Source organism: Selenomonas ruminantium subsp. ruminantium ATCC 12561, assembly GCF_000424065.1.
Taxonomy (GTDB): domain Bacteria; phylum Bacillota; class Negativicutes; order Selenomonadales; family Selenomonadaceae; genus Selenomonas_A; species Selenomonas_A ruminantium.
This window is the reverse complement of record NZ_AUJE01000037.1, coordinates 1-21,786: the sequence shown is the minus strand read 5'-3', so window position 1 is coordinate 21,786 and position 21,786 is coordinate 1. Positions and strand designations below refer to the sequence as shown.

Below are 21,786 nucleotides of genomic sequence, written 5' to 3'. Positions count from 1 at the left end.
AAAGAAGTTGAAAGACAATTTTATCAATCCATCAAAAAGTCCACCTGGAAACGCATGCATTGCGTGACCTGGTGGATTTTCCTGACCGGGGAGACGAATCTTTTGCAGGAACTGGGCGGATGGGGTAGAATATTCTAAGAAGGTCTACAAATAATGGTGAGTTATCCACAGGTTTATCCCCAGAATTGTGGATTAGTGGATAATTTTGTGGATAACTATGGTGATAATGTGAATGGTTCTGAGGTTTTTATGGATAACCAGAAAAAGGTTCTAAAGTTACTGGATTATATCCGCAAGGTGGTTTCCTTGCGGCAGAAGTTGGTGCGCAGCATTAAGGATGAGGAGTGGACGCTCTATCTGGACGAGCTGCCGGTGGACCCGAAGCGGATTCGGGTGCAGCCGGAAGGTGCCGGGGAAGATGTGCTGCTGGAGGTGGAAAAGCCGGAGTTTATTCCCTGCCCGGAACTGCCCTTTGACCTCGTAGGCTGGATTCGTACGCCCAACTGGCGGGATTTTGCGGTGACGGATATCGAGGTGCGGGAGGAGCGCTTGCGCCATGATGACCGTTTGGGCGATGTGACGGAGCGTTTTGTGGATTCCGGGGTGCGTCTTGCAGCTTTGGAAAAGTGGAAGCGGCAGCGCACGCTCTGGCGGGCCGGGGAAATGGTCAAGAGCCGCACGCAGGAGCTCTTTATGCAGCTGTATGAGCTTTACGACAAACTGCGCAAGGACCCGGAACGGTTGGAACTCGTGGCAGGCAATGGCTTTTTTTTGAGCGGTCTGGATTCGGCAATCAACCACCCTGTCATATTGAAACGGGTGCGCCTGCATTACGATAACAAGGGCAAGATGCAGCTTTTGTCCGCAGAATATCCCACGGAACTTTATGTGGATATGTTCCAGGATATGCCGGGGGTGGAACCTGAGGGAATCCGCGCTTTTGCTGAGGCAATGGACGAAGCGGATTTGCATCCTTGGGGCGGGAAGATAACGGCTTTTCTGGCGGAAGCTGCAGGCGCGCTTACGCCTAACTGCCGCTTTGTGGATAACCGCTTTGATGTACTGCCGACAGACTGGTATCTTACCTATGACCGGCAGGTGTTATTCCTGCGCCGTGTACAGCCGGGGACAGAACGCTCCATTGCGGCCATCATGGCGCGGATAGAGCAGGCTGGCGATGTGCCGGAGGCGCTTTTGCGCATTGTGGACCCCGACAGCCCGCAGGAACAGGCAGAACCATTTACGATGAATCTGGCGGATATCCGCGGCGAGGCTGCGGATATTCTACTGACGAAAGCCGCTAATGCTGAACAGTTGGGGATTGCCCGAAAAATCGAGTCCTCCCCCGCTGTGGTGGTGCAGGGGCCTCCGGGAACAGGGAAAACCCATACCATTGCCAATTTGTTGGGACATTTTCTGTCACAAGGTCAGCATGTGCTGGTGACCAGCGCAACCAATAAAGCATTGTCGGTTCTTAAGGATAAATTACCTGAGGGCATAAGGAATTTATGTGTTTCCCTGATCGATGGCGCCAAAGGGGATATGGAACGCTCTGTACAGGGGATTTGTGAACGGCTGGCGCATAGTGATACGGCAGAACTGGGACGGAGAGTACAAAGTCTTACGGAAGAGCGGCTGCAGTTGTTGACTGTGATTCGGGAAAATCGCCAGAAATTAGAGGATATGCAGCGCTTTGAGGCCAAGCGGGACTATTTTGTGCTGGGGGGCAAGGCGTGGTCGCTTTCCCGTATGGCAGCGTTTATTCATGATCATCAGGAATTGGCAGATGTGATACCTGGTGAAGTGGGAGAAGGGGCTTTGCCTTTAGATGACCGTGAACTGGCAGTCCTTTACCAGAGCAATAAGAAGTTCACACCGGAATCTTTGCGGGAAATTGTGGAAGTTCTGCCGGACAGGGAAAGAATGCTGCCTCCGGAAACGGCCAAACGATATATCGGTCTGGCTGTGGCCGAACAGAATCGGCAGGAGGAGCTCTTAGCTCGTCTGGCAGATGCGTCTTTGGACGATGAGGGGTTGTTATGCCAAAAAGGACAGCTGGCAGCAGGGGACCTGTCTATGGAAAGACTTCAGGAAGCAGCTGCCCTCTATAGTAAGATAGATTTTGACCGTCTGCAGGAGAAATGGGCGCAGGAAGCTTTGCTGGCTGGAAAGCAAAAGGGGGCCCGTTTGGAAATGTGGCGCATGCTGGGCCGGGCTCTGGATAAAGTTCAGCAGCTCAAACAGCAGAGCATGACGCAATTCTTTGGTTTGGAATTCCAGTATAAAGGAAAGCGGGAACCGAATCAGGCCTTGATTCAGATGTTATCGGAAATGGCAGAGGCGTTTGACGATGGTGGATTTTCCTGGTGGATACGTTTTCGTCATAGGGATTGGCTGGTGTTACAGCAGGAGTTTGTCATTGACGGACATGGTTTGGAAAGCCGTCGGGACTGCCAGCTGGCCATGCAGTATGTAGCGCTTCAGCAGGCGCGGAATGAAGCAAAGGTGAAGTGGCGGCAGCTTTTGGAGCCGTATGGCATGATTTCCTACGAAGACGTGACTGCTGCCGGAGACGATTGTGACGATTTGCTCAGTGCCCGCTGGCGGGAAGTAGAAGAGTATCTGCGCTGGCAGGAAGATGTATGGCAGGAATTGATGCTCTTGTGGCGGCAGGCTGGCGTAAATCTGAACATCGTCTATCAGCCGGCAGTTTTTGCCACGCCTCATGGGGAATTGAAAGAGCAGCTGCGTTGGCTGCAGGAGGATTTTCCTTGCTGGCAGGAACTTTTCATCATGCAGGCTGAAGGGCAGCATTCGGCTGACTGGCTGCGGGAAACCAGAGCCGCTGTCGCGGAGGCCGATGGTGCCGTTGCCCGGCAGTTTGGTGAAGCTTTGGCAGCAGGTGATGAAGAGGCCTATGCGAAGGCTTACGAAAAACTGGTTGAATATGAAAAACTTCTGCCCATTTATCAGGAACGGCAAAGTCTTTTACAAAGGCTGGCTGTGCTGGCTCCGCAGTGGGCAGAGCGAATTTCCCGTCAGGAAGGCCGGGAAGGTGAGGGGGAAGTGCCGGAAAAAATTGCTGAAGCGTGGCTGTTTGCTCAGTTCAGGCGGGAACTTCATGCACTTTCCCAAGACGATACCCAGGTCGTTGCTGCAGAGGTGGAAAAACTTACGGCAAGGCTTTCCGTGGTAACTGCTGAACTGGCGGAATCCCGTGCCTGGCAGCAACTGCTGGAAAATGTGGAAGGAACCAGTCTGCAGGCCAGTCTGGTGGGCTGGAGCAAAGCCGTACAAAAAGTGGGTAAAGGCAAGGGACGCTATGCCGCAAGGCATATCCGGGAAGCCAGGGAATGTATGCTGGAAGCCCAGCAGGCAGTGCCGGCATGGATTATGCCGCTTTCCCGGGTTTGGCAGAATCTCAATCCGGAAAGTCCCAAGTTTGATATCATTCTCATCGATGAAGCCAGTCAGGCAGATATCACGGCTCTGCCTTTGCTTTACTTTGGCAGGAAAATCATCATCGTGGGAGATGATAAACAGGTCAGTCCTGCAGCCGTAGGCGTTACTGCGGCGGAAATCACGCATCTGCAGTCTTCGACTATCGAGGGCGTTATTAAACATGCTTCTCTGTATACCATGGATACGTCCTTGTACGATGTTGCACAAATGAATTTTGAAGCGCGTATGCTCACGGAACATTTCCGCTGTGTGCCGGAGATTATCGGCTATTCCAATCAGCTGGCTTATGATGGCCGTATTCGGCCGCTGCGGGAGTCCGGCAGCAGCTTGCAGCCATTGGTGGCCGTGCAGGTATCAGGGCGGCGGCTTGAGGGGAAAAAACAGAATTTTGTAGAGGCTGAGTATATTGTTGCTGCGCTGGCTGCCTGTCTGGAAGATGAGGCTTATCAGGGGAAAACCTTTGGGGCTATTTCCATGCTGGGGGAGGAACAGGGAAAGCTTATCCGTTCCTTGGCTGCAGAACGGCTGGGCATCAGCACCTTGGAAACTTGCGGTTTTCTCTGTGGCAACCCTGCAGATTTTCAGGGGGACGAAAGAGATGTTATCTTCCTGTCGCTGGTGGACAGCGCCCCGAATGCCGAGGAGGACAAAATGCTGCGCCTGGTCGGCGAAGGTCATGCCGGTGATACACTTAAACGCTACAACGTGGCAGCCAGCCGCGCCCGTGATCAGCTGTGGGTTATTCACTCCATGGCGGCAGGCAGCCTGAAAGAGGGCGATTTGCGGCGGGGGCTTATTGAATATGCGGAAAATCCGCCGCAGGACGTTGAAGAGACAGAGAGTAAGCAGCCTACATCGCTGGAACTCACCGTTACCCGCAGCTTACAGGGGGAAGGGTACCAAATCCTGCAGAATATGTCTGTGGGCAGTCTGCGCGTACCGGTAGCCGTGACGGGCAATGGGCATAGAGTTATCATTTCTTGCAATGGGGAGCATTGGATGGATAGTATCAAGGAAGCTGCGAATCAGCGCTATTGTCAGGCTGTGCTGGAACGGCTTGGCTGGCACTTTATTCGCGTGCGGGGCAGTAAGTGGTATTTGGAGCCCGAAAGTGCCTTGCAAAAGCTGAAAGCTGAACTGGCAGAACTGGGCATTACACCGGGAGATGCACAGGACGATACTGCTAACGCTGTTCGCCAGCAACAGGCACGCTATGTGCAGCAGCGGGCAGAGCAGATATTGGCAGGTTGGCATAAAGAAGAAACTGCAGTCTAGGCGTAGGTACTTGCTTTTTGGCCTTCGTGCTAAATGTCTCGCATGAGGGTGCTGTTACTTTCATTACATGCGCCGGTCACCACGGCGTGGCTCTCAGCGCAGTGCCCAGTATTTTTCTCTTGCGAGCCAGCCTGCGGCAACGCGCTGTGGCCAAAAAGCAAGCACCTGCGCCAAGCGTCTGCCGTGCCCTTTCACCGCGAATCACTAGCGGAAATCTCCGCCACTAAAAAAACTTTGAAAAAAATTGAAAAAAGGTGTTGACATATGATAACGATGTGGCTATAATAGATTTTGTCAGTCAGCGAGACACAGAAAAAACTTCTGAAGTCAAGCGTCAGACAAAATGCGGAAATAGCTCAGTTGGTAGAGCATCACCTTGCCAAGGTGGGGGTCGCGAGTTCGAGTCTCGTTTTCCGCTCCATATTGTTTGTAAGTTTTATGTAAACTTGGGCCTATAGCTCAGTTGGTTAGAGCAACCGGCTCATAACCGGTCGGTCCTTGGTTCGAGTCCAAGTGGGCCCACCAATTACAAAAAACTTCAATATATAAATGACTCAGTAGCTCAGTTGGATTAGAGTATTTGACTACGAATCAAAGGGTCGGGGGTTCGAGTCCCTCCTGGGTCACCATTTTTATGGGTAGGTGGCCGAGTGGTTAAAGGCAACAGACTGTAAATCTGTCATCTTCGGATTACGATGGTTCGAATCCATCCCTGCCCACCACTTGCAAAGAACAGCGTCGCGAAAGCGGCGCTTTTTAGTTTTGCGCAATATATTACAGAAAACGAAATATTTGCCTTTCGTTTGACGAATACAATTCATTTTTGTTAAAATATTCTAAGAGTACATAAATAATCTTCGGATAGAGAAGCTAGTGAGGTGGTTTTATTGCGTAAGCAAATGTTCCTTTTAGTTTTGGTTACTCTGGTATTTATGTGTTTTACAGCAGCTACGGCAGCTGCGTCGATATTGGTGAAAGAGGGTTCCAAGGGCGAGGCCGTGCAGCGTGTGCAGGAGCTTTTGATTGAACAGGGATTTTTGGAAGGTGAGGCCGATGGTGATTGCGGCCCGCGTACGGTGGAAGCCATAAAGAAATTCCAAAAATCCCGTGGACTCACGGAAGATGGGGTGTGCGGTGATGGCACATACTATTTTCTTTCCGATGGTGGGACTTATGAGGGCAGTGCTGAGGAAGAGCCGCCTTCAAGGACGTCGTCTTCGCATCACGAAGCTGCTGCCATTCCCACTGGCCAGGCTATGTATGTATCCGCTACTGGTTACAGTGCCTATGATCCGGGCAATGGCAAGCGTACTGCCAGTGGGACGCCGGTGCGTCATGGTGTGATTGCCGTTGACCCTGATGTCATACCTTTGGGAACACATGTGTTCATTCCCGGCTATGGTGAGGCTGTGGCCGAGGATATTGGCAGTTCTATCCGTGGTCACCGTATTGATGTGGCTTTTGATACACATGAGGAAGCCTTGTCCTTTGGCCGCCGCGATTTGGAAATCGTCATCATTGACTGATATTTTCGTGCTTAAGACCGTCCCGTTCGGGGCGGTTTTTTGTTGCATAAAATCACTCAAGCCGCTATAATTTAACATAGAGAAAGTGTGATTATTCTAGGTGAAGTGGGTGATTGAGATGCCGCTGAAAGTTGATAGCCGTGCTGCACAGGAAACTGCTTTTACCCGGGGGTTAGGCCGGGAAGGGCGGGTTGAAGGTGGAGATACGGAATTTTCCCTGGAACTTATGGAGCAGGAAGACAGCCTCTCCACGGAACAGCTGGATAAGCTCTTAAAACAGATTGATGAACAGGGCGCCCGGCTTTCCAAGACCCCTACTTATGATGAGCTGAAATCTTACCGCACCTTGATAAAGAATTTTGTCGGGGAAGCGGTAAATCGCATGTATGAACTGCACAGTCAGGCCGGCTGGGACCGCATGGGACGGCAGAAGGTTTATACCACTGTGCGGAAGATTGACCGGAAGCTGGAGGAAATGGCCGAAAAGATTCGGCTGGGCCAGTCTGAACAGCTGGACATTATTGCCAGTCATGATGCCATTCGGGGGATGCTCGTGGATTTGTATATGTAATTTTTGGTGATGGATATCGTGGAAATTCGTTGGGACAGCTTGGTGGGGCATAAGGCTCAGATAAGGGAGCTTAGTACCCTGCTGCAAGAGGGGCGGCTTCCGCATGCTTTGCTTTTTACGGGAGCAGCAGGCATTGGCAAGAAGCTCTGCGGCCAAATCCTGGCAGGAGCAATTCTTTGCGGCAAGGATAATGCCCCTTGTGGTCAGTGTGAAAACTGCCGCAGTTTTGCGGCAGAAGCGCATCCGGATTACTATGAATTAACCCCGGAGATAAGGGGGAAATCCACGCGCATTATCCGTATAGAAGCCATTCGGGAAATGCAGACGGTGGTATCCCGCTCGGCAATTCGTGCCGGGCGGCGGGTGGTACTCATTGATGACGCAGACACCATGAATGAACCCGCAGCCAATAGCTTGTTAAAGACATTGGAGGAACCGGAGGGGCAGGTGACCTTCATTTTGATTGCACAGGACAGAAGCAGGCTTTTGCCCACTATCGTGTCCCGGTGTATGCCCTTGTCTTTTGGTATGCTTTCGCCTGAAGAAATGCAGGGTGAACTTATGCGGCGGCAGATTCCTGCGCTGGAGGCGGAAAAACTTGCCTGCCTGGCTGATGGCAGCCTGGGGCAGGCGTTAAAACTCAGTCAGCATGGTGGTCTGGAATTGCGGGCAGAGGCCATGAATTTTTTGGCCAGCTTGCCGGAACTTACGATGAATAAGCTTTGGACGGAGGCAGCAGCCCGGAGCGAACTGGATAGAGAGCGCCTCAATGAGTGGGTGATGTATATCAATATGCTGCTGCGGGATATGCTGCTTCTCTATGAGGATGGAGCAAGTACATTGATATATAACAGTGACCTGCGGGGAAGGCTGGGTGAAATGCTGCCGAAGTTTTCCAAAGGCAGGCTCTTTGCTATGCTGGCAGAAACAAGAACGTTTACTCACCGCCTGCAGGCTAATGTGAATTTGCGCCTGCAGCTGGAAGGATATTTTATTCGGTTAATGGACTGCCATTAAGGCAGATTTACAATAGATTTAGGAGATTTTTATGCAGACGATTATCGGTGTCCGCTTTAAGAAGGCGGGCAAGATTTATTATTTTGCGCCGGGCAATCTGGAAATCAAGCTGGGCGACAGGGTTATTGTGGAAACGGCTCGCGGCATGGAATGCGGTGAAACGGTCATTGGCCCACGGGAGGAGTCGGAGGACAAGATTATTCCGCCCTTAAAAGTGGTACACCGCATTGCCAACGAATCGGATATCCGCCGTATCGCGGAGAACAAGGCGAAGGAAAAGGAAGCCTTTGGCATCTGTGAGGAGAAAATCGCAGCGCATGGCCTGCCTATGAAGCTGGTGGAGGTGGAATACACCTTTGACATGAATAAGATTATCTTCTATTTCACTGCTGATGGGCGTATTGACTTCCGGGAACTCGTCAAGGATTTAGCGGCTGTTTTCCGTACGCGTATAGAACTGCGCCAGATCGGTGTCCGGGACGAGGCCAAATTTATGGGCGGGATTGGCTGCTGCGGGCGGCCGCTTTGCTGTGCGACGTTCTTGGGAGATTTTGAGCCGGTATCCATCCGCATGGCCAAGGATCAGAATCTGTCGCTTAATCCCACGAAAATATCCGGTATTTGCGGTCGCCTGATGTGCTGTCTGAAATACGAAAATGACTGTTACTGTGGGGAAAATTGTCTCCATCAACAGAAAAAAATCCTGCCGCCCTCGCAAGGTGCGCGCGTGGTATCTGTGGAAGGCGAAGGAAAGGTTATTTCGCTCAATCAGCAGCGCCGTTCAGCTACCATTTTGTTGGATTCCGGACGCACAATCGTGGCCTCCTGGGAGGATGTCATCGAAAAGGACGAGGAGGAAACCAGTTTGGCGTCTTCTCTGATGGCTGCTTATGAAGAGCAGGAAATAGACGGCAGCGATATTATTGCCGGTGAGTTTGCTGAAGGAGATCAGAATGCACAGCCCCGCGAACGCCGTGAACGGCGGTCACGGGAGAATCGGGAGAGCCGCCGCGAGGGCAGCCAGCGTAAGAATCACGGGCATAACCGCAGCCGTGATAACCGCGAGACAAATCATCGCCGCAATCCGCAGGATAACCGCGGCAAGAACAGCAAGCGCGATAAGCGAAGCCGGGAAAACAAGGAGCGCCATTGATGCGGGACGTACGTTTAGGCGAACATGAACGGCTGGACGATTTGATGAAGAGCGGGCGGCATATCATCCAGAATACGCAGGAATTCTGCTTTTCTCTGGATGCCGTGCTGCTGGCTCATTTTTTATCGTTGAAGTCCCGGCAGAAGGTATTGGAGCTGGGCACTGGCACGGGGGTGATTCCCCTCATTGTTGCGGATGAGGTAGCGCGAGTCGATGCCGTGGAGTTAAATCCGGTTATGGCCGAGCTGGCTGCCCGCAATGTCTGGCTCAATGAACTGGAAGATAAGATTTTCGTCCGGGAGGGGGATTATCGTTCGATTAGGGAACTTTATAAACCCGAATCCTTTGATGTGGTGCTGGCCAACCCGCCCTATCGCCCTGTGGGTGAGGGGCAGGCCAATAAACTTTCCGGCGTGGCGCGGGCCCGCCATGAGTTTACGGCAACACTCCATGATGTGGTTAGCGCGGCGCGTTTTGCCCTGCGCTTCGGCGGTCATTTTGGCATGGTCCATCTGCCGGAACGGCTAGGCGAAATCATCGTGGCTCTTCATGAAAAGCAGATGGAGGTCAAGCGTCTGCAGATGGTGCAGCCCAAAGAGGGCAAAGCGCCGAATATGATGCTCATAGAGGCCGTAGTGGGAGCAAGTCCCGGCGGGCTGAAGGTTCTGCCGCCGTTGATTGTCCATAAAGAGGACGGCTCCTATACCGATGAGATTTTACAGATATATGGAATGTGAAGAATGAACGAAAAAATACCAACTTTATACCTTTGTGCCACGCCGATTGGCAATCTGGAGGATATGACCTATCGGGCAGTGCGGATGCTCGGTGAGGTAGGGCTTATCGCCGCTGAGGATACCCGCCATACCCGACAGTTGCTGACGCATTTTGATATTCATACGAAGCTGACCAGCTACCATGAGCACAACAAACTCACCAAGGGGCCGGAACTTATCGCCTATATGCAGGAAGGCCATGACCTTATCTGTGTCAGCGACGCTGGTTTGCCCGGTATTTGCGACCCCGGCAGCCATTTGGCACAGCTGGCCATAGAAGCAGGATTCAAGGTAACGCCCCTGCCCGGTGCCAATGCAGGCCTGTCGGCGCTTATCTGTTCGGGACTTGATACGACCCGCTTTACATTTATCGGCTTTCTGCCCAAGACAGCGAAAAAACAGCAGGAGGTACTGGCAAGCGTTCAGCACTATCCCGATACGCTGATTTTCTACGAAGCGCCGCACCATCTGAAGGCCACGCTCAAAGCTCTGTATGGGGCGATGGGGGATCGGCAGGTGGCTTTGGGCCGTGAGCTTACCAAGAAATTCGAGGAATTCCAGCGCGGCAGTCTTACAGAAATCATGGCCCATTACGAGGAAAACGACCCACGCGGAGAATATGTGATTGTTGTGGCAGGTTTTGACGGGCAAGTTGCGGCAGATGAAAATGAACTGCCTGCTGACCCCAAAGCGTGCTGTGAGCATTTTATGACCCAGGGGCTGGATAAGAAGGCCGCTATGCGGGAGGCCGCCAAGGCGTTGGGCATTTCCCGCCGGGAGGTCTATCAGGCCATGCTGGATGATTGACAAGGGGGATACGCATGAGGATTGGCAAACGGTTTTGGGCGCTTGTGCTGGTAATTTCAGTGACGCTGATGGTTGGCTGTGGCAAGGTATCGGAGGCTGATAAAACGGACGACAAGCCACAGACATTGGATGATAAAGTAAATGCTATCGTTGCGGATATGACTCTGCCAGAAAAGGTAGGACAGATGGTCATGATTGGTATTCATGGCACGGAAATCAATGACGACAGCCGTTATATGCTCAATCAATATCATATCGGCGGCGTGATTTTCTTTGACCGGAATCTGCAATCGGCGGAGCAGACCAAAAAGCTCACGGCAGATTTGCAGGCGCAGGCTGCTAAAGTTCCCTTGTTTATCGCCATTGACGAAGAAGGCGGCCCTGTGGCGCGGGGCAAGGATTTTATCGAACCGCCGCCAGCTGCGCAGAGCATTGGACAGAGCGGTGACAACACGCAGGCAGAAGCATGGGCGCAGAAAACCGGCAGCCGCCTCAAGGATTTGGGCATCAATGTGAATTTTGCGCCAGTAGCTGATGTGGGACCTAATCCACGGGAGTATTCCACGGACGGCCAGACTGCGGCAAAATTTGTCGCTGCCGCTGCGCAGGGATATGAATCGGCGCATGTCATCTATGCCTTGAAGCATTTCCCCGGCATTGGCCGCGGGCTGGTGGATTCCCATATCGACCGTTCGGAAATCTCCGCCACAAAGGACGAGCTCATGGCACAGGATTTAGTGCCGTTTAAGGAAATCATCGCGAATCACAGCCCGGAAAACTTTATGATCATGGTGTCGCATCTTGTCTATCCGGCACTCGATAAAGACCATACGGCCAGCCTGTCGGCAGCGGTGCAGACGAAACTTTTGCGGCAGGAACTGGGCTTTAACGGCGTAATCGTCACCGACTCGCTGGAAATGGGCGCGGTGTCGAAGTACGGCGACTTCCGCGATTTGGGTGTGCAGGCCATTCAGGCCGGGGCAGATATCGCGCTCGTGTGCCATGAATATCCGCGGGAAACAGCAGTTTATCTGGGGTTATTGGATGCGGTGGAAAAAGGCGTTATCAGTGAAGAACGAATCAATGAATCCGTGAAACGGATTGTGAAGATGAAGATGTTGCATCAGCAATAGGTTCGCAGAATTTGTTCGTGGCGGAAGGCGCGGAGCAGTGGAGGTCTGTCATTCGCTAATCCGCTGGACTAAAAATATTTTTTGCTTTTCATGGAAGCGGCCTTAAAAGTCAAAACTCGCTCTGCTCAGACAGTTGACTTTTAAGGCCTTTTTTCCAAATACGACTTGCAAATGATTATCATTTATATTATAATAACTCCTGTGATAAAAGATAAATGTTATCATTTGCGAGGTGGTGTAATTGGGGCGTGAGGGATTTGAGCAGCTGCTGGGGGTTCATGCAGCGCCGATGCTGATGGGGCTCAAGACGGCCAGCCTGTTGTCTTTTCAAAAGAGCCGTTTTGAGGACTTTGAGGGATTGTTGGCTTCTTATATGCAGTGCTTTTATTGCAAGGGCATATCGGTTTTCCGCTTGTCAGAGGGAGAGGAATATGTGCTGCTGCTGTTTTACCGCAAGGGGGCGCTCATAAAGGATTTGGCGCAGCCGGCGGCGAAGAAGATACTTAAAAAGCTCGGGTATCTGGACGAAGATACGCTGATGGGGAAGTTGGAGTATCTGAAAATGCGGATGCAGCTGAAAAAGTCCTTCCCTCACGAGGTAGGCCTGTTTTTGGGGTATCCGCCGGAAGATGTGGCGGGCTTTATCCGGCACAAGGGGCAGGATTTTGCCTATAGCGGGTACTGGAAGGTCTACGTCAATGAGCGTGAGACACGTGCTCTGTTTGATTTGTATGCCGATTGCACCCATGATTTTTGTCTGCGGCTGGAGGCGGGGGAACGCCTTCCCGATTTGGTCAAGGCTGTGTGAGGAGGAATTTTCGTGAGTAAAGTTGCTGTTGTTTATTGGTCTGGTACGGGAAACACCGAAGCTATGGCGCAGGCTATTGCCGAAGGGGCCAAAGGTGCTGGTGCGGAAGTCAGTCTTTTGGAAGTGGAATCCTTTAAGGCGGCAAGTGCGCCGGATTATGATGGCCTGATTTTTGGCTGTCCTGCCATGGGCGATGAAGTGCTGGAGGAAGGTTCCTTTGAACCCGTATTTACGGATGCGGAAAAGCATCTGTCCGGCAAGCCGGTAGCCCTGTTCGGTTCCTATGGCTGGGGCGGCGGTGCCTGGATGGAAAGCTGGGTCGAGCGCACCAAAGGTGACGGAGCCAAACTCTTTTCTGACGGCCTTATCGTTGAAAACGCTCCCGGTGATGCGGAACTTGCCGATTGCCGCAAACTGGGAGAGGACTTTGTAAAGTCATTGTAACATAGCTCTAAAAAACAATTTTGTAAGCCATGAAAAAAGCAGGTGATTGCGGAAAATCGCCTGCTTTTTCTTTACATTGTGGCTGCAAGGCGCCCGCAGGGGCTGGTGGTATTTTTCCTACGCCATAGACAGGCTTGCCAAAAGCTGCGGAAAAACACCACCAGCCCCTGCGGGCTTAGTACCTACAATTAGAAGGGAGTTTAATGTTTGTATTACAACGATATATTAAGATATCCACCTTATGTAGTGCGTGGTAAGGGTGCCGTTGCCGAACTGGAGAAGAACAATGCGGAAGCATGGCAGCCATATCCTGTATTATGGTGAGAAACGAAGTCTTGAAGAATGGGAAGTTCGGGAATGAAAAAAGCCCGTCAGGCAAGTGGATATGCTTGCTTGACGGTTTTTTTGTTAGAAAGTTGACAAGCTCCTGCCGCCAAGATGGTAATAACAACGTACACGAGCGTACGGCCTTTATCAGCGTTATTTGTCGATGCGGATACGCTTGCCGAAGCTGTGCAGATTTTCCCCGTGGCTGATCCAGGCCGCCAGCACATCATCTGCCAGACCATATTCGCCGAGAAGAGGCGCATTGACCAGCATACTGTACCCGTCACCGCCCATGTGCATGAAATTCGTAACAGCCAAAGAGTATTTTTGCATGAGGTCAAGGGGCTTGCCATTCACTTCAACGCTTACAACACGTTTTCCCGCCTGTGCCGAGCTGTCAAGGGTGAAGGAAATGCCGCTTATCTGGGGGAATATTCCCACGTCTGCGGGATATCTGGATACGCCATGCTCCAGAGCTTCTTTCACTTGCGCTCCGGTCACTTGAATTTTTTGCACTACATTGCCAAAGGGAAATACTTTTATGGTATCTCCTCTGGTGATTTTGCCTTGGGGTATGTCAGCTCTGAAAGTACCCGCGTTCACTATGGCAATATCCGCTCCGCTTATGCCGCGATAAGCGTCTGCCGCATAGTCGCCAAGTTCTGTTTCTCCCGTGCGGATCTGCTCCCGGTTGTACTGGAATTTGCGGCTGGATTGGCCGATGACCTTCTCAAGCATCGGCTGAGCGGATTTTGTGCTGCGCTCGATTTCCCGCAAGACCTCCTGATCCGGTGTTGGCGCTAGCCGGTTCACTTCCTCAAGACCCAGGAGTTTAGCGGATTTATCCACCACACGGTGATTCTTGATCGTCACGTTTACTTCGCCCAAGTAGCTATCATAGCACCCGGTTTGACAAATGAGCGTGTCGCCTTCCTTGATTCCATGGGGCAGGACGGTGTGGCTATGCCCGTCGATAATGATATCAATGCCCTTTACTTTCTGGGCTACTATGGTGGACTTATCGGCGCAGACCGGGTCTATCCCCAAGTGCGTCACGGCGATGACCAGATCGTTGTTGGAGCGAAGCTTGTCTACCATCAGTTGCGCCTGCTGTACCGGGTCGAGGAAGGAGAGATTTTTCGTCAATAAGGGGGATATTTTCAGCTTGGTTTCCGGCGTAACCAAACCAAAGACGGCAATCTTTACGCCTGAGAGGTTAAACTCTTTGTAAGGCGCAAAGGGGAGCTGTCCCGAATCCTTATAGGCTACATTGGCGACCAGAATGGGGAAATTTAATCTCTTCGACAATTCCAGCAAATGCGGAACGCCGTAATTAAAATCCTGATTGCCCAAACACATGGCATCATAGCCTGTCAGATTGAGCAGCGGCACCATGATTTCGCCATTGCTCAGCGTGGCCAGCGGCAGTCCGTGGAAAGTATCGCCGGCATCCAAGACCAGGGTATCGGGATTTAGTTCGCGTTCTTTTTTTATGGCGGCAGCCAGCGTCGCCCACCCCATTGATTTGCCGGAGTTGTCTTCCGGTTTTATGCGCGTGTGTGTATCATTGGTGTGAACGATGGTGATGCGCACGCCTTCAGAGGTTTGTATGGCTTCTGAAGGTTGGGGCAGCCATATGATAATACCTATTACCAGCATCAATACGCAATGACGAACATTCATAAGTATCATCCTTTCATTCTTCTTTCTTAGGGTGTGTTGACTGCTTTGCAGTATTGTATTTGCTGCTTATACCTTCGCTGCAAACGCCATAATTCCTCCTGAGAATCGACACCTAAGGAACTTTTGACGATTCCCGTGTTGCGCTAAAATAGTCACTTCAGCAACATTACCATTGTCTGCTTTTTCTACTGCGGTGTATAATATTTTTGTATACGCGAACGTGTATGGAAGTGTTTGCTTATGGAAAGGGTATAGGAAGGATGTGGGGAAATGAATATGCGAAGCTTGGTTGTGCTGGTCATGGCATTTTTTATCGGGACTGCCTTTACCGGTGTGGCTGCTGTCAGGCCTGTACACGCACAGCAGCAGGAACAGGCGTAAAAGCCGGCGCAGACGTTGGCCCGGTTGATGAAGCCTTGGCCAGTGGAGAGCAGGGATTCCGGCGGTGTGCTGACAGCCCCGAGTATCTGGCTGAGTATGGAATCCTGTACAGCGATGTGATAAAGGGGGATGCCCGGGTTTTACCCAAAGACAAAGTTGCCCTGCGCGGAACCTTTAAGGGAATGAATCGCACCATCAGCGCTAAGAGCGCCTATGACCCGCAGAGAGATGGCTTGGTCTATATTCCCTTGGGGGATGATGAATATGACCGCTACAAGCAAGGTGTAGATGCTACCGATGGCAGTCAGGCGGTAAATTATGGCAATTACGGCGTGATGTATCGGCTGGAACTGCCTACTATGGGCAGTCAGCCTGTTCAGGTAATGCTGACGCCATTAGGCGGTGTTTATGCCGGTGCGGTAAGAGTGGAGGAAGACAGACAGTTGGCCAAAGTGGTACACAATCAGACAGGCCGTTTGTTCTTCGGCGATGTTACTCCCGCGAATTTAGAGCTGCATCTGGGGAAAAACGTCATTTTGACGTCCGATTTTGAACTATCCCATATGGGCAGCTATAAGCCCAATCGGAACTTCGCTTTGCAATATTCACCGCCGGGAGCATCTAATCTGCCGGTGCTGGTGATTCTGGCGCCGGATATCTATAGTTCATGATTATATTCTTCGCTCTTTCATCTTCATCCTGCATTAGAAGATTACGGATATCAGAAATGCTGTAAAAACAAGCGATTAAATCGGAAAAATCGCTTGTTTTTTCTTATTTGTGCGTGTATAATGGGGAGTAGATAAAAAAGAAATCGTTTACTATAGGTGTTGAGGGAGGAAATTCCATGTCTGAGTCGCAATTTTCCCTGGCCCAGTTGGCCAATCCAGAATTTTTCCAGGAGAATCGTCTGCCGGCACATAGTGACCATCACTATTACCGGGATATGGCGGAATTAAATCGCGGTGAGTCCTCGTATGTACGCACGCTGGACGGGCTGTGGTATTTCCATTATGCCAAGAATCCGCGTTTGGCGCCGCAGGGATTTGAAGCGTTGGAGTTTGATTGCCGGGATTGGGAGACCATCCGTGTGCCGGCACATTTCCAGATGGAAGGTTATGGCGTACCGCAGTACACCAATCAGACCTATCCCTGGGACGGCCATGAAGCCGTAGTTCCCGGTCAGGTGCCGCAGCATTTCAATCCCACGGGTTCTTATGTGAAATATTTCCAGTTGCCTGCCGGCTGGGATAATCTCTGTCTGTCGCTGGCTGGTGTGGAATCGGCGGTGGCGGTGTACCTGAATGGTCATTATGTGGGCTATAGCGAGGACAGCTTTACGCCGGCTGATTTTGACCTGACGCCGTATCTGGTGAAGGGCGAGAATAAACTTGCTCTGCGCGTGTTCCGTTTTTCCTCGGGCAGCTGGATTGAGGACCAGGATTTCTGGCGCTTTGGCGGGATTTTCCGCGAGGTGCTGCTCTATACCAAGCCGCGTATCCATGTGGAGGATTTGAAGCTTACGGCGCTTCCAGTAAACGATTACCATGATGGTGAACTGACGGGTGAAATCCGTTGGTCGGGAGCACATACCAAGAAGGTCAAGGTCAGCCTGTTTACGCCGGAAGGTGAGCTTCTTGCTGAGGAGGATATCAGCGGGGCAGCAGGGCAGGATGAATTTATCCTGTCGGTGAAAGGCGCGAAACTTTGGAGTGCCGAGCATCCGCATCTGTATAAACTCCTTTTGGCTGTCTATGATGATGCGGACAATTTGCAGGAAGTCATTCCCTATAACGTGGGCTTCCGTGAGTTCAAACTCGAAGATGGCCTGATGAAAATCAACGGCCAGCGCATTGTGTTCAAGGGTGTGAACCGCCATGAGTTTGACTGCTATCGCGGGCGGGCGATGAATCCGGCGGAATTTGAGCAGGACATCATCACGATGAAACGGCAGAATATCAACGCTCTGCGCTGCTCGCATTATCCTAATTCCAGCTATATCTATGAACTCTGCGACCGTTATGGTCTCTATGTGATTGACGAAACAAATCTCGAAACGCATGGCACCTGGCAGAAAAACGGCGTGCTGGCCCGCGATGAACATACCATTCCCAACGACCATGATGAATGGCAGGCGGTTATCTTAGACCGCGCCAAATCCATGCTCGAACGGGACAAGAATCATGCGGCCATCATCATCTGGTCCTGCGGCAATGAGTCCTGCGGCGGTAAGGATATCTTCGCCATGAGCGAGTATTTCCGCAAGACCGACCCGACCCGCCTTGTGCATTATGAGAGCATTTTCTGGGATAGACGCTACAATGCTACCAGCGATATGGAAAGCCAGATGTATACCAAGGTCGCCGACATTGAAAAGTTCCTGGCTGAGCATCCCGAAAAGCCGTTCCTCTGTTGCGAATACACGCATAGCATGGGCAACAGCAACGGCGGTATGCACAAGTATACGGAACTGACGGAACGCGAACCGCGCTATCAGGGCGGCTTTATCTGGGATTTTGTCGACCAAGCCATTGCGAAAAAAGACCGTTATGGCAAGGAATTCCTCGCTTATGGCGGCGATTTCGGCGACCGCTCCAGCGATTACAATTTCAGCGGTGACGGCATTCTCTATGCAGACAGGAAACTTACGGCCAAATTGCAGGACGTGAAGTTCAACTATCAGAACTTCCATATTAACGTGGAAGCCGATGGCGTAACGCTGGAAAATATCAGCCTGTTCACCGATGCCAGTGAATATGACCTGCATTATGAACTGCTGCTCGATGGCCAAAAAATCTGGGAAAAGACGGAGGCTGCGCCGAGCGTCAAGCCTGGTGAAAAACAGCGCTTGGAACTGGACTTCCTGCCCGTAACCGATGCCGGTGAAGAAAGTCTTACGGTTTCGCTATTGTTGAAAGAGGATACGGTCTGGGCCAAGAAGGGCTATGAAGTGGCCTTCGGTCAGGGCGTATGGCAGGTGGAAGAAGTGGAAGTCACAAGCCCTGCTGAAGCCGCAGAGGCAGCAGAGGTGGAAGAACCTGCGCATTATACAGCCCATCTGCCGCTTACGGATTGTGGCGAAACGCCGCTGCATGTGGTGCAGGGCGATATCAATCTGGGCGTGCAGTTTGCGGGCGGTGAGATTTTGTTCTCCAGCGCGCAGGGCAGTCTGGTATCCTATAAGCTCAACGGTGTGGAACTGTTGGAAGAAATGCCCAAACCGTCCTTCTGGCGGGCACCGGTGGACAACGATTACGGCTGCCGCCGCGACTTTGCTGTGGCGCAGTGGAAACTGGCCAGCCTTTACCGCCGCTGTGTGAAGAAGGAACTGCTGGTCGATGGTAAATGGCAGGAATTCAACTGGCTCGGCCAGCTGGGCATCAAGGAATATGCGGCAGCTGAAGTGCAGGTGCGCTTTACCTATGAACTGGCTACCCAGCCGGTATCTGCCTGCACGATTACCTATACGGTCTGCGCAGATGGCAGCTTGAAGACGGAACTCGACTACGAAAAAGTCGAAGGTCTGCCGGAGGTTCCCGACTTTGCCATGCTCTTTACCCTGTCAGCTGATTATGACCAGCTGCGTTACTATGGCTATGGCCCGGCGGCTAACTACATCGACCGGCAGGAGGGGGCAAAGTTGGGTATCTTCTCTGGCACTGTTGCCGGAGAGATGGAAGATTACCTTCTGCCGCAGGAATGTGGCAATCACAATGGCGTCCGCTGGCTGGAAGTTACCGACAAGCGGGGCAGGGGCGTGCGGATTAGCGGCGATATGCCGCTCGCTGCTTCGGCACTGCCGTACAGCGCTCATGAACTTGAAAACGCCCGCCACAGCTACGACCTGCCGCAGGTACATCATACCTTCCTGCGGGTATCTGCCGGCCAGTGTGGCGTAGGCGGTGACGATACCTGGGGCGCACCGGTACTCGAAGAATACCGCATGAAGAATGAGAATATGCATCTGGAATTCTATTTTCAGGGGATTTAATATCGCTTAATATCGCTTAGGAGGCGCAGAAATGATTGATTTTGACCAGGCAACAGGTGTATTCCACCTGCATAATGATAAGGTAAGCTATGTGCTGCAGGTGGTGCGTGACCGTTATCTGCTGCATCGTTATTGGGGCCGTCCCCTGAAGAAATTCCGCGATACGGCACCCATGCAGTCCATCGACCGAGCCTTTTCGCCGCAGCCGGCTGCATATCCCAATGAGCGTACCTTCTCGCTCGATGTTCTGCCGCAGGAATACCCTGCTTATGGCCATGGGGATTACCGTCTGCCCGCTTATGAAGTGCGGCTGGCAAACGGTACGACGGTAACGGAACTCTTCTATGACCATTACGAAATCACGGCAGGCAAACCAAAACTTAAAGGTCTCCCCGCTGTGTATGCTGAGGAAAACGAAGCCGAAACTCTGCATATTTACCTGCAGGACAGTCAGGGCAAACTGGCCGTGGAACTTCTCTACACTTTGCTGAATGATTCGGCCATGCTGACCCGCAGTGCCAAGATTTCCAACTGTGGCAAAGAGGCACTGGATTTAACCGGTGCTGCCAGCTTTGCGCTCGACTTTGCCGACCATGATTTTGACCGCCTGAGTCTCTATGGCGGCCATGCCGCTGAACGCAGTCTGGAACGCGTGTCCCTTATGCGCGGCGTGCAGGAAACGGGCAGCCGCCGTGGCGCCAGCTCTCATCAGCAGTCGCCGTTCCTGGCCCTAGCTCGCAAGGACGCTGGCGAAACGAGCGGGGAAGTCTATGGCTTCAGCCTGATTTGGAGCGGCGAAGCCTCCTTTGTCACCGAAGTGGAGCAGTTTGGTACGACCAGAGTTATCGGCGGCATCAATCCCTTTGAATTCAAATGGCACTTGGGTGCAGGTGAAAGCTTCCAGACACCGGAAGCCATGCTCGTATACAGCGATAAAGGCCTTAACGGTATGAGTCAGACGTTCCATCAGACGGTGCGGGAACATATCGTGCGTGGCAAATATCAGCATGAACTGCGTCCGATTCTCGTCAACAACTGGGAAGCTACCTACTTTGACTTTGATGAGGAAAAAATCGACAATCTGGCGCAGTCTGCTGCTGATTTGGGCTTGGAACTCTTAGTCCTTGATGATGGCTGGTTCGGCAAGCGCAATGATGACAACAGCAGTCTGGGCGACTGGTTTGTCAATACGGACAAGCTGAAACAGGGCCTCAAGGGCGTGTCGGCTTCTGCCCATAAGCGCGGGTTGAAATTTGGCTTGTGGTTCGAGCCGGAGATGATTTCCGAGGATTCGGAGCTTTTCCGTGCCCATCCGGACTGGACTTTGCATGTGCCGGACTACAAGAACAGCTACAGCCGCAATCAGTTGGTATTGGATTTGTCCCGTCCGGAAGTTTGTGACTATATCGTCAAATCCGTCGGTGATGTACTGTCTTCAGCTGAGATTGACTATGTAAAATGGGACTTCAACCGCCATCTGTCCGAAGCCTTTTCGGCAGCTTTGCCGGCCCAGCAGCAGGGGGAAACGAAGACCCGCTTTGTACTGGGGCTTTATGATGTGTTGGAACGACTGACGGCACAGTTCCCGCAGGTGCTCTTTGAAAGCTGCTCCGGCGGTGGTGGCCGTTTCGATGCGGGCATGCTCTACTATATGCCGCAGACCTGGACCAGCGACAATACCGATGCCGTCTGCCGCCTTGCCATTCAGAGTGGCACGAGCCTGGTATTCCCACCGCTGACGATGGGCGCACATGTATCGGTGACGCCAAACCATCAGGTAGGCCGCGTTACGAGCCTGCAGACGAGAACCCTCTGCGCCTTTGGTGGGGATTTTGGCTACGAGCTCGATATTACCCGTATGAGCGCCGAAGAAAAGGAACAGGTCAAAAAGCATGTTGCCCTGTACAAGAAACTGCGTCCGACCCTGCAGCTGGGCAAGTTCTATCGCCTGCTGACGCCCTTTGCTGGGACGAAGAATGAAACGGCATGGCAGTTTGTCAGCGAAGATGGCAAAGAAGTGGTCGTGCTCTACTTCAAGACCCTGGCGGAACCGGCTACGCCGATTCGCAAATTGCAGCTGACGGCATTGGAGGCTGACGCCGAATATGAAGTGACCGATTACCTGCCTGCCCAGCGTTTGAGTATGGACTTTGGCGGGGAAAAATCCCTGCAGATGACGGGACAGGTGTTCTATGGGGATGAGCTCATGTATAACGGACTGGGCGTGGAAAAGATCGACACGGACTTTGCCGCTTATATGTGGGTACTGACAAAAAAATAAACAAGCTATTACAGCTATCTCAAGAGTCCGCTGATGAACAGGTCAGCGGGCTTTTTATTGCAGTTTGTCGGCAAGTTCGTGATAAAGGTATCCAGGTCATACGTTGTCAGGGGTGAACGGGGGAGTACTTTTTCTGATTCCGCTAAACGAC

The 21,786-nt window shown here is 52.0% G+C and carries 14 protein-coding genes and 4 tRNA genes; 17 read left to right on the top strand and 1 reads right to left on the bottom strand.

Annotated features, from left to right (window positions below):
• Nucleotides 1-153 precede the first annotated feature (153 nt).
• The 14 genes from G598_RS18725 to G598_RS0112480 all read left to right on the top strand — a co-directional run bounded on the left by G598_RS18725 (nucleotide 154) and on the right by G598_RS0112480 (nucleotide 12,972).
• Nucleotides 154-4,737, top strand: coding sequence for an AAA domain-containing protein (locus G598_RS18725; protein WP_026767254.1), 4,584 nt, complete (start codon nucleotides 154-156; stop codon nucleotides 4,735-4,737).
• A 345-nt stretch (nucleotides 4,738-5,082) separates the two neighbouring features.
• Nucleotides 5,083-5,158, top strand: a tRNA-Gly gene (locus tag G598_RS0112540).
• A 27-nt stretch (nucleotides 5,159-5,185) separates the two neighbouring features.
• Nucleotides 5,186-5,262: transfer RNA gene (locus tag G598_RS0112535), tRNA-Ile, on the top strand.
• A gap of 26 nt (nucleotides 5,263-5,288) precedes the next feature.
• Nucleotides 5,289-5,366 (top strand) — tRNA-Arg (locus G598_RS0112530).
• 7 nt (nucleotides 5,367-5,373) lie between these two features.
• Nucleotides 5,374-5,459, top strand: a tRNA-Tyr gene (locus G598_RS0112525).
• 177 nt (nucleotides 5,460-5,636) lie between these two features.
• A complete protein-coding gene (locus tag G598_RS0112520; RefSeq protein WP_026767253.1) occupies nucleotides 5,637-6,263 on the top strand; it encodes a 3D domain-containing protein in 627 nt (208 codons plus the stop codon).
• A 118-nt stretch (nucleotides 6,264-6,381) separates the two neighbouring features.
• A complete protein-coding gene (locus tag G598_RS0112515) occupies nucleotides 6,382-6,834 on the top strand; it encodes a YaaR family protein (protein ID WP_037364273.1) in 453 nt (150 codons plus the stop codon).
• 9 nt (nucleotides 6,835-6,843) lie between these two features.
• Complete coding sequence (gene holB, locus G598_RS0112510) at nucleotides 6,844-7,851, top strand: DNA polymerase III subunit delta' (protein WP_245582809.1); 1,008 nt, start codon at nucleotides 6,844-6,846, stop codon at nucleotides 7,849-7,851.
• A gap of 31 nt (nucleotides 7,852-7,882) precedes the next feature.
• Nucleotides 7,883-9,004 carry a PSP1 domain-containing protein gene (locus G598_RS0112505; RefSeq protein WP_026767250.1) on the top strand — a complete coding sequence of 374 codons (1,122 nt, stop codon included), beginning with the start codon at nucleotides 7,883-7,885 and terminating at the stop codon, nucleotides 9,002-9,004.
• Nucleotides 9,004-9,741, top strand: a complete 738-nt coding sequence (locus G598_RS0112500) for a tRNA1(Val) (adenine(37)-N6)-methyltransferase (RefSeq protein ID WP_026767249.1) — start codon at nucleotides 9,004-9,006, stop codon at nucleotides 9,739-9,741. The genes G598_RS0112505 and G598_RS0112500 overlap by 1 nt, the downstream gene beginning before the upstream one ends.
• A gap of 3 nt (nucleotides 9,742-9,744) precedes the next feature.
• Nucleotides 9,745-10,587 (top strand): 16S rRNA (cytidine(1402)-2'-O)-methyltransferase, encoded by an 843-nt coding sequence (rsmI, locus tag G598_RS0112495; protein ID WP_026767248.1) that lies wholly within the window; start codon nucleotides 9,745-9,747, stop codon nucleotides 10,585-10,587.
• Nucleotides 10,588-10,601: 14 nt separating this feature from the next.
• Complete coding sequence (locus tag G598_RS0112490; RefSeq protein WP_026767247.1) at nucleotides 10,602-11,720, top strand: glycoside hydrolase family 3 N-terminal domain-containing protein; 1,119 nt, start codon at nucleotides 10,602-10,604, stop codon at nucleotides 11,718-11,720.
• A gap of 289 nt (nucleotides 11,721-12,009) precedes the next feature.
• Complete coding sequence (locus G598_RS0112485) at nucleotides 12,010-12,528, top strand: DUF3793 family protein (protein ID WP_051180296.1); 519 nt, start codon at nucleotides 12,010-12,012, stop codon at nucleotides 12,526-12,528.
• A gap of 12 nt (nucleotides 12,529-12,540) precedes the next feature.
• Complete coding sequence (locus G598_RS0112480) at nucleotides 12,541-12,972, top strand: flavodoxin (protein WP_026767245.1); 432 nt, start codon at nucleotides 12,541-12,543, stop codon at nucleotides 12,970-12,972.
• Between the two features lie 480 nt (nucleotides 12,973-13,452).
• Here the strand turns inward: G598_RS0112480 and G598_RS17935 are convergent, their stop codons facing one another.
• A complete protein-coding gene (locus G598_RS17935) occupies nucleotides 13,453-14,958 on the bottom strand; it encodes a bifunctional metallophosphatase/5'-nucleotidase (protein WP_211221583.1) in 1,506 nt (501 codons plus the stop codon).
• A 284-nt stretch (nucleotides 14,959-15,242) separates the two neighbouring features.
• Here G598_RS17935 and G598_RS17930 point away from each other — a divergent pair, with 284 nt between their 5' ends.
• From G598_RS17930 to G598_RS0112460, 3 genes are all read left to right on the top strand, one after another.
• On the top strand, nucleotides 15,243-16,034 hold the full coding sequence (locus G598_RS17930; protein ID WP_051180291.1) for a hypothetical protein: 792 nt from the start codon (nucleotides 15,243-15,245) through the stop codon (nucleotides 16,032-16,034).
• Between the two features lie 176 nt (nucleotides 16,035-16,210).
• Entirely contained in the window at nucleotides 16,211-19,354 is a 3,144-nt protein-coding gene (lacZ, locus tag G598_RS0112465; protein WP_026767244.1) for a beta-galactosidase, LacZ type, read from the top strand.
• Nucleotides 19,355-19,385: 31 nt separating this feature from the next.
• On the top strand, nucleotides 19,386-21,635 hold the full coding sequence (locus G598_RS0112460) for an alpha-galactosidase (protein WP_026767243.1): 2,250 nt from the start codon (nucleotides 19,386-19,388) through the stop codon (nucleotides 21,633-21,635).
• Nucleotides 21,636-21,786: the final 151 nt, after the last annotated feature.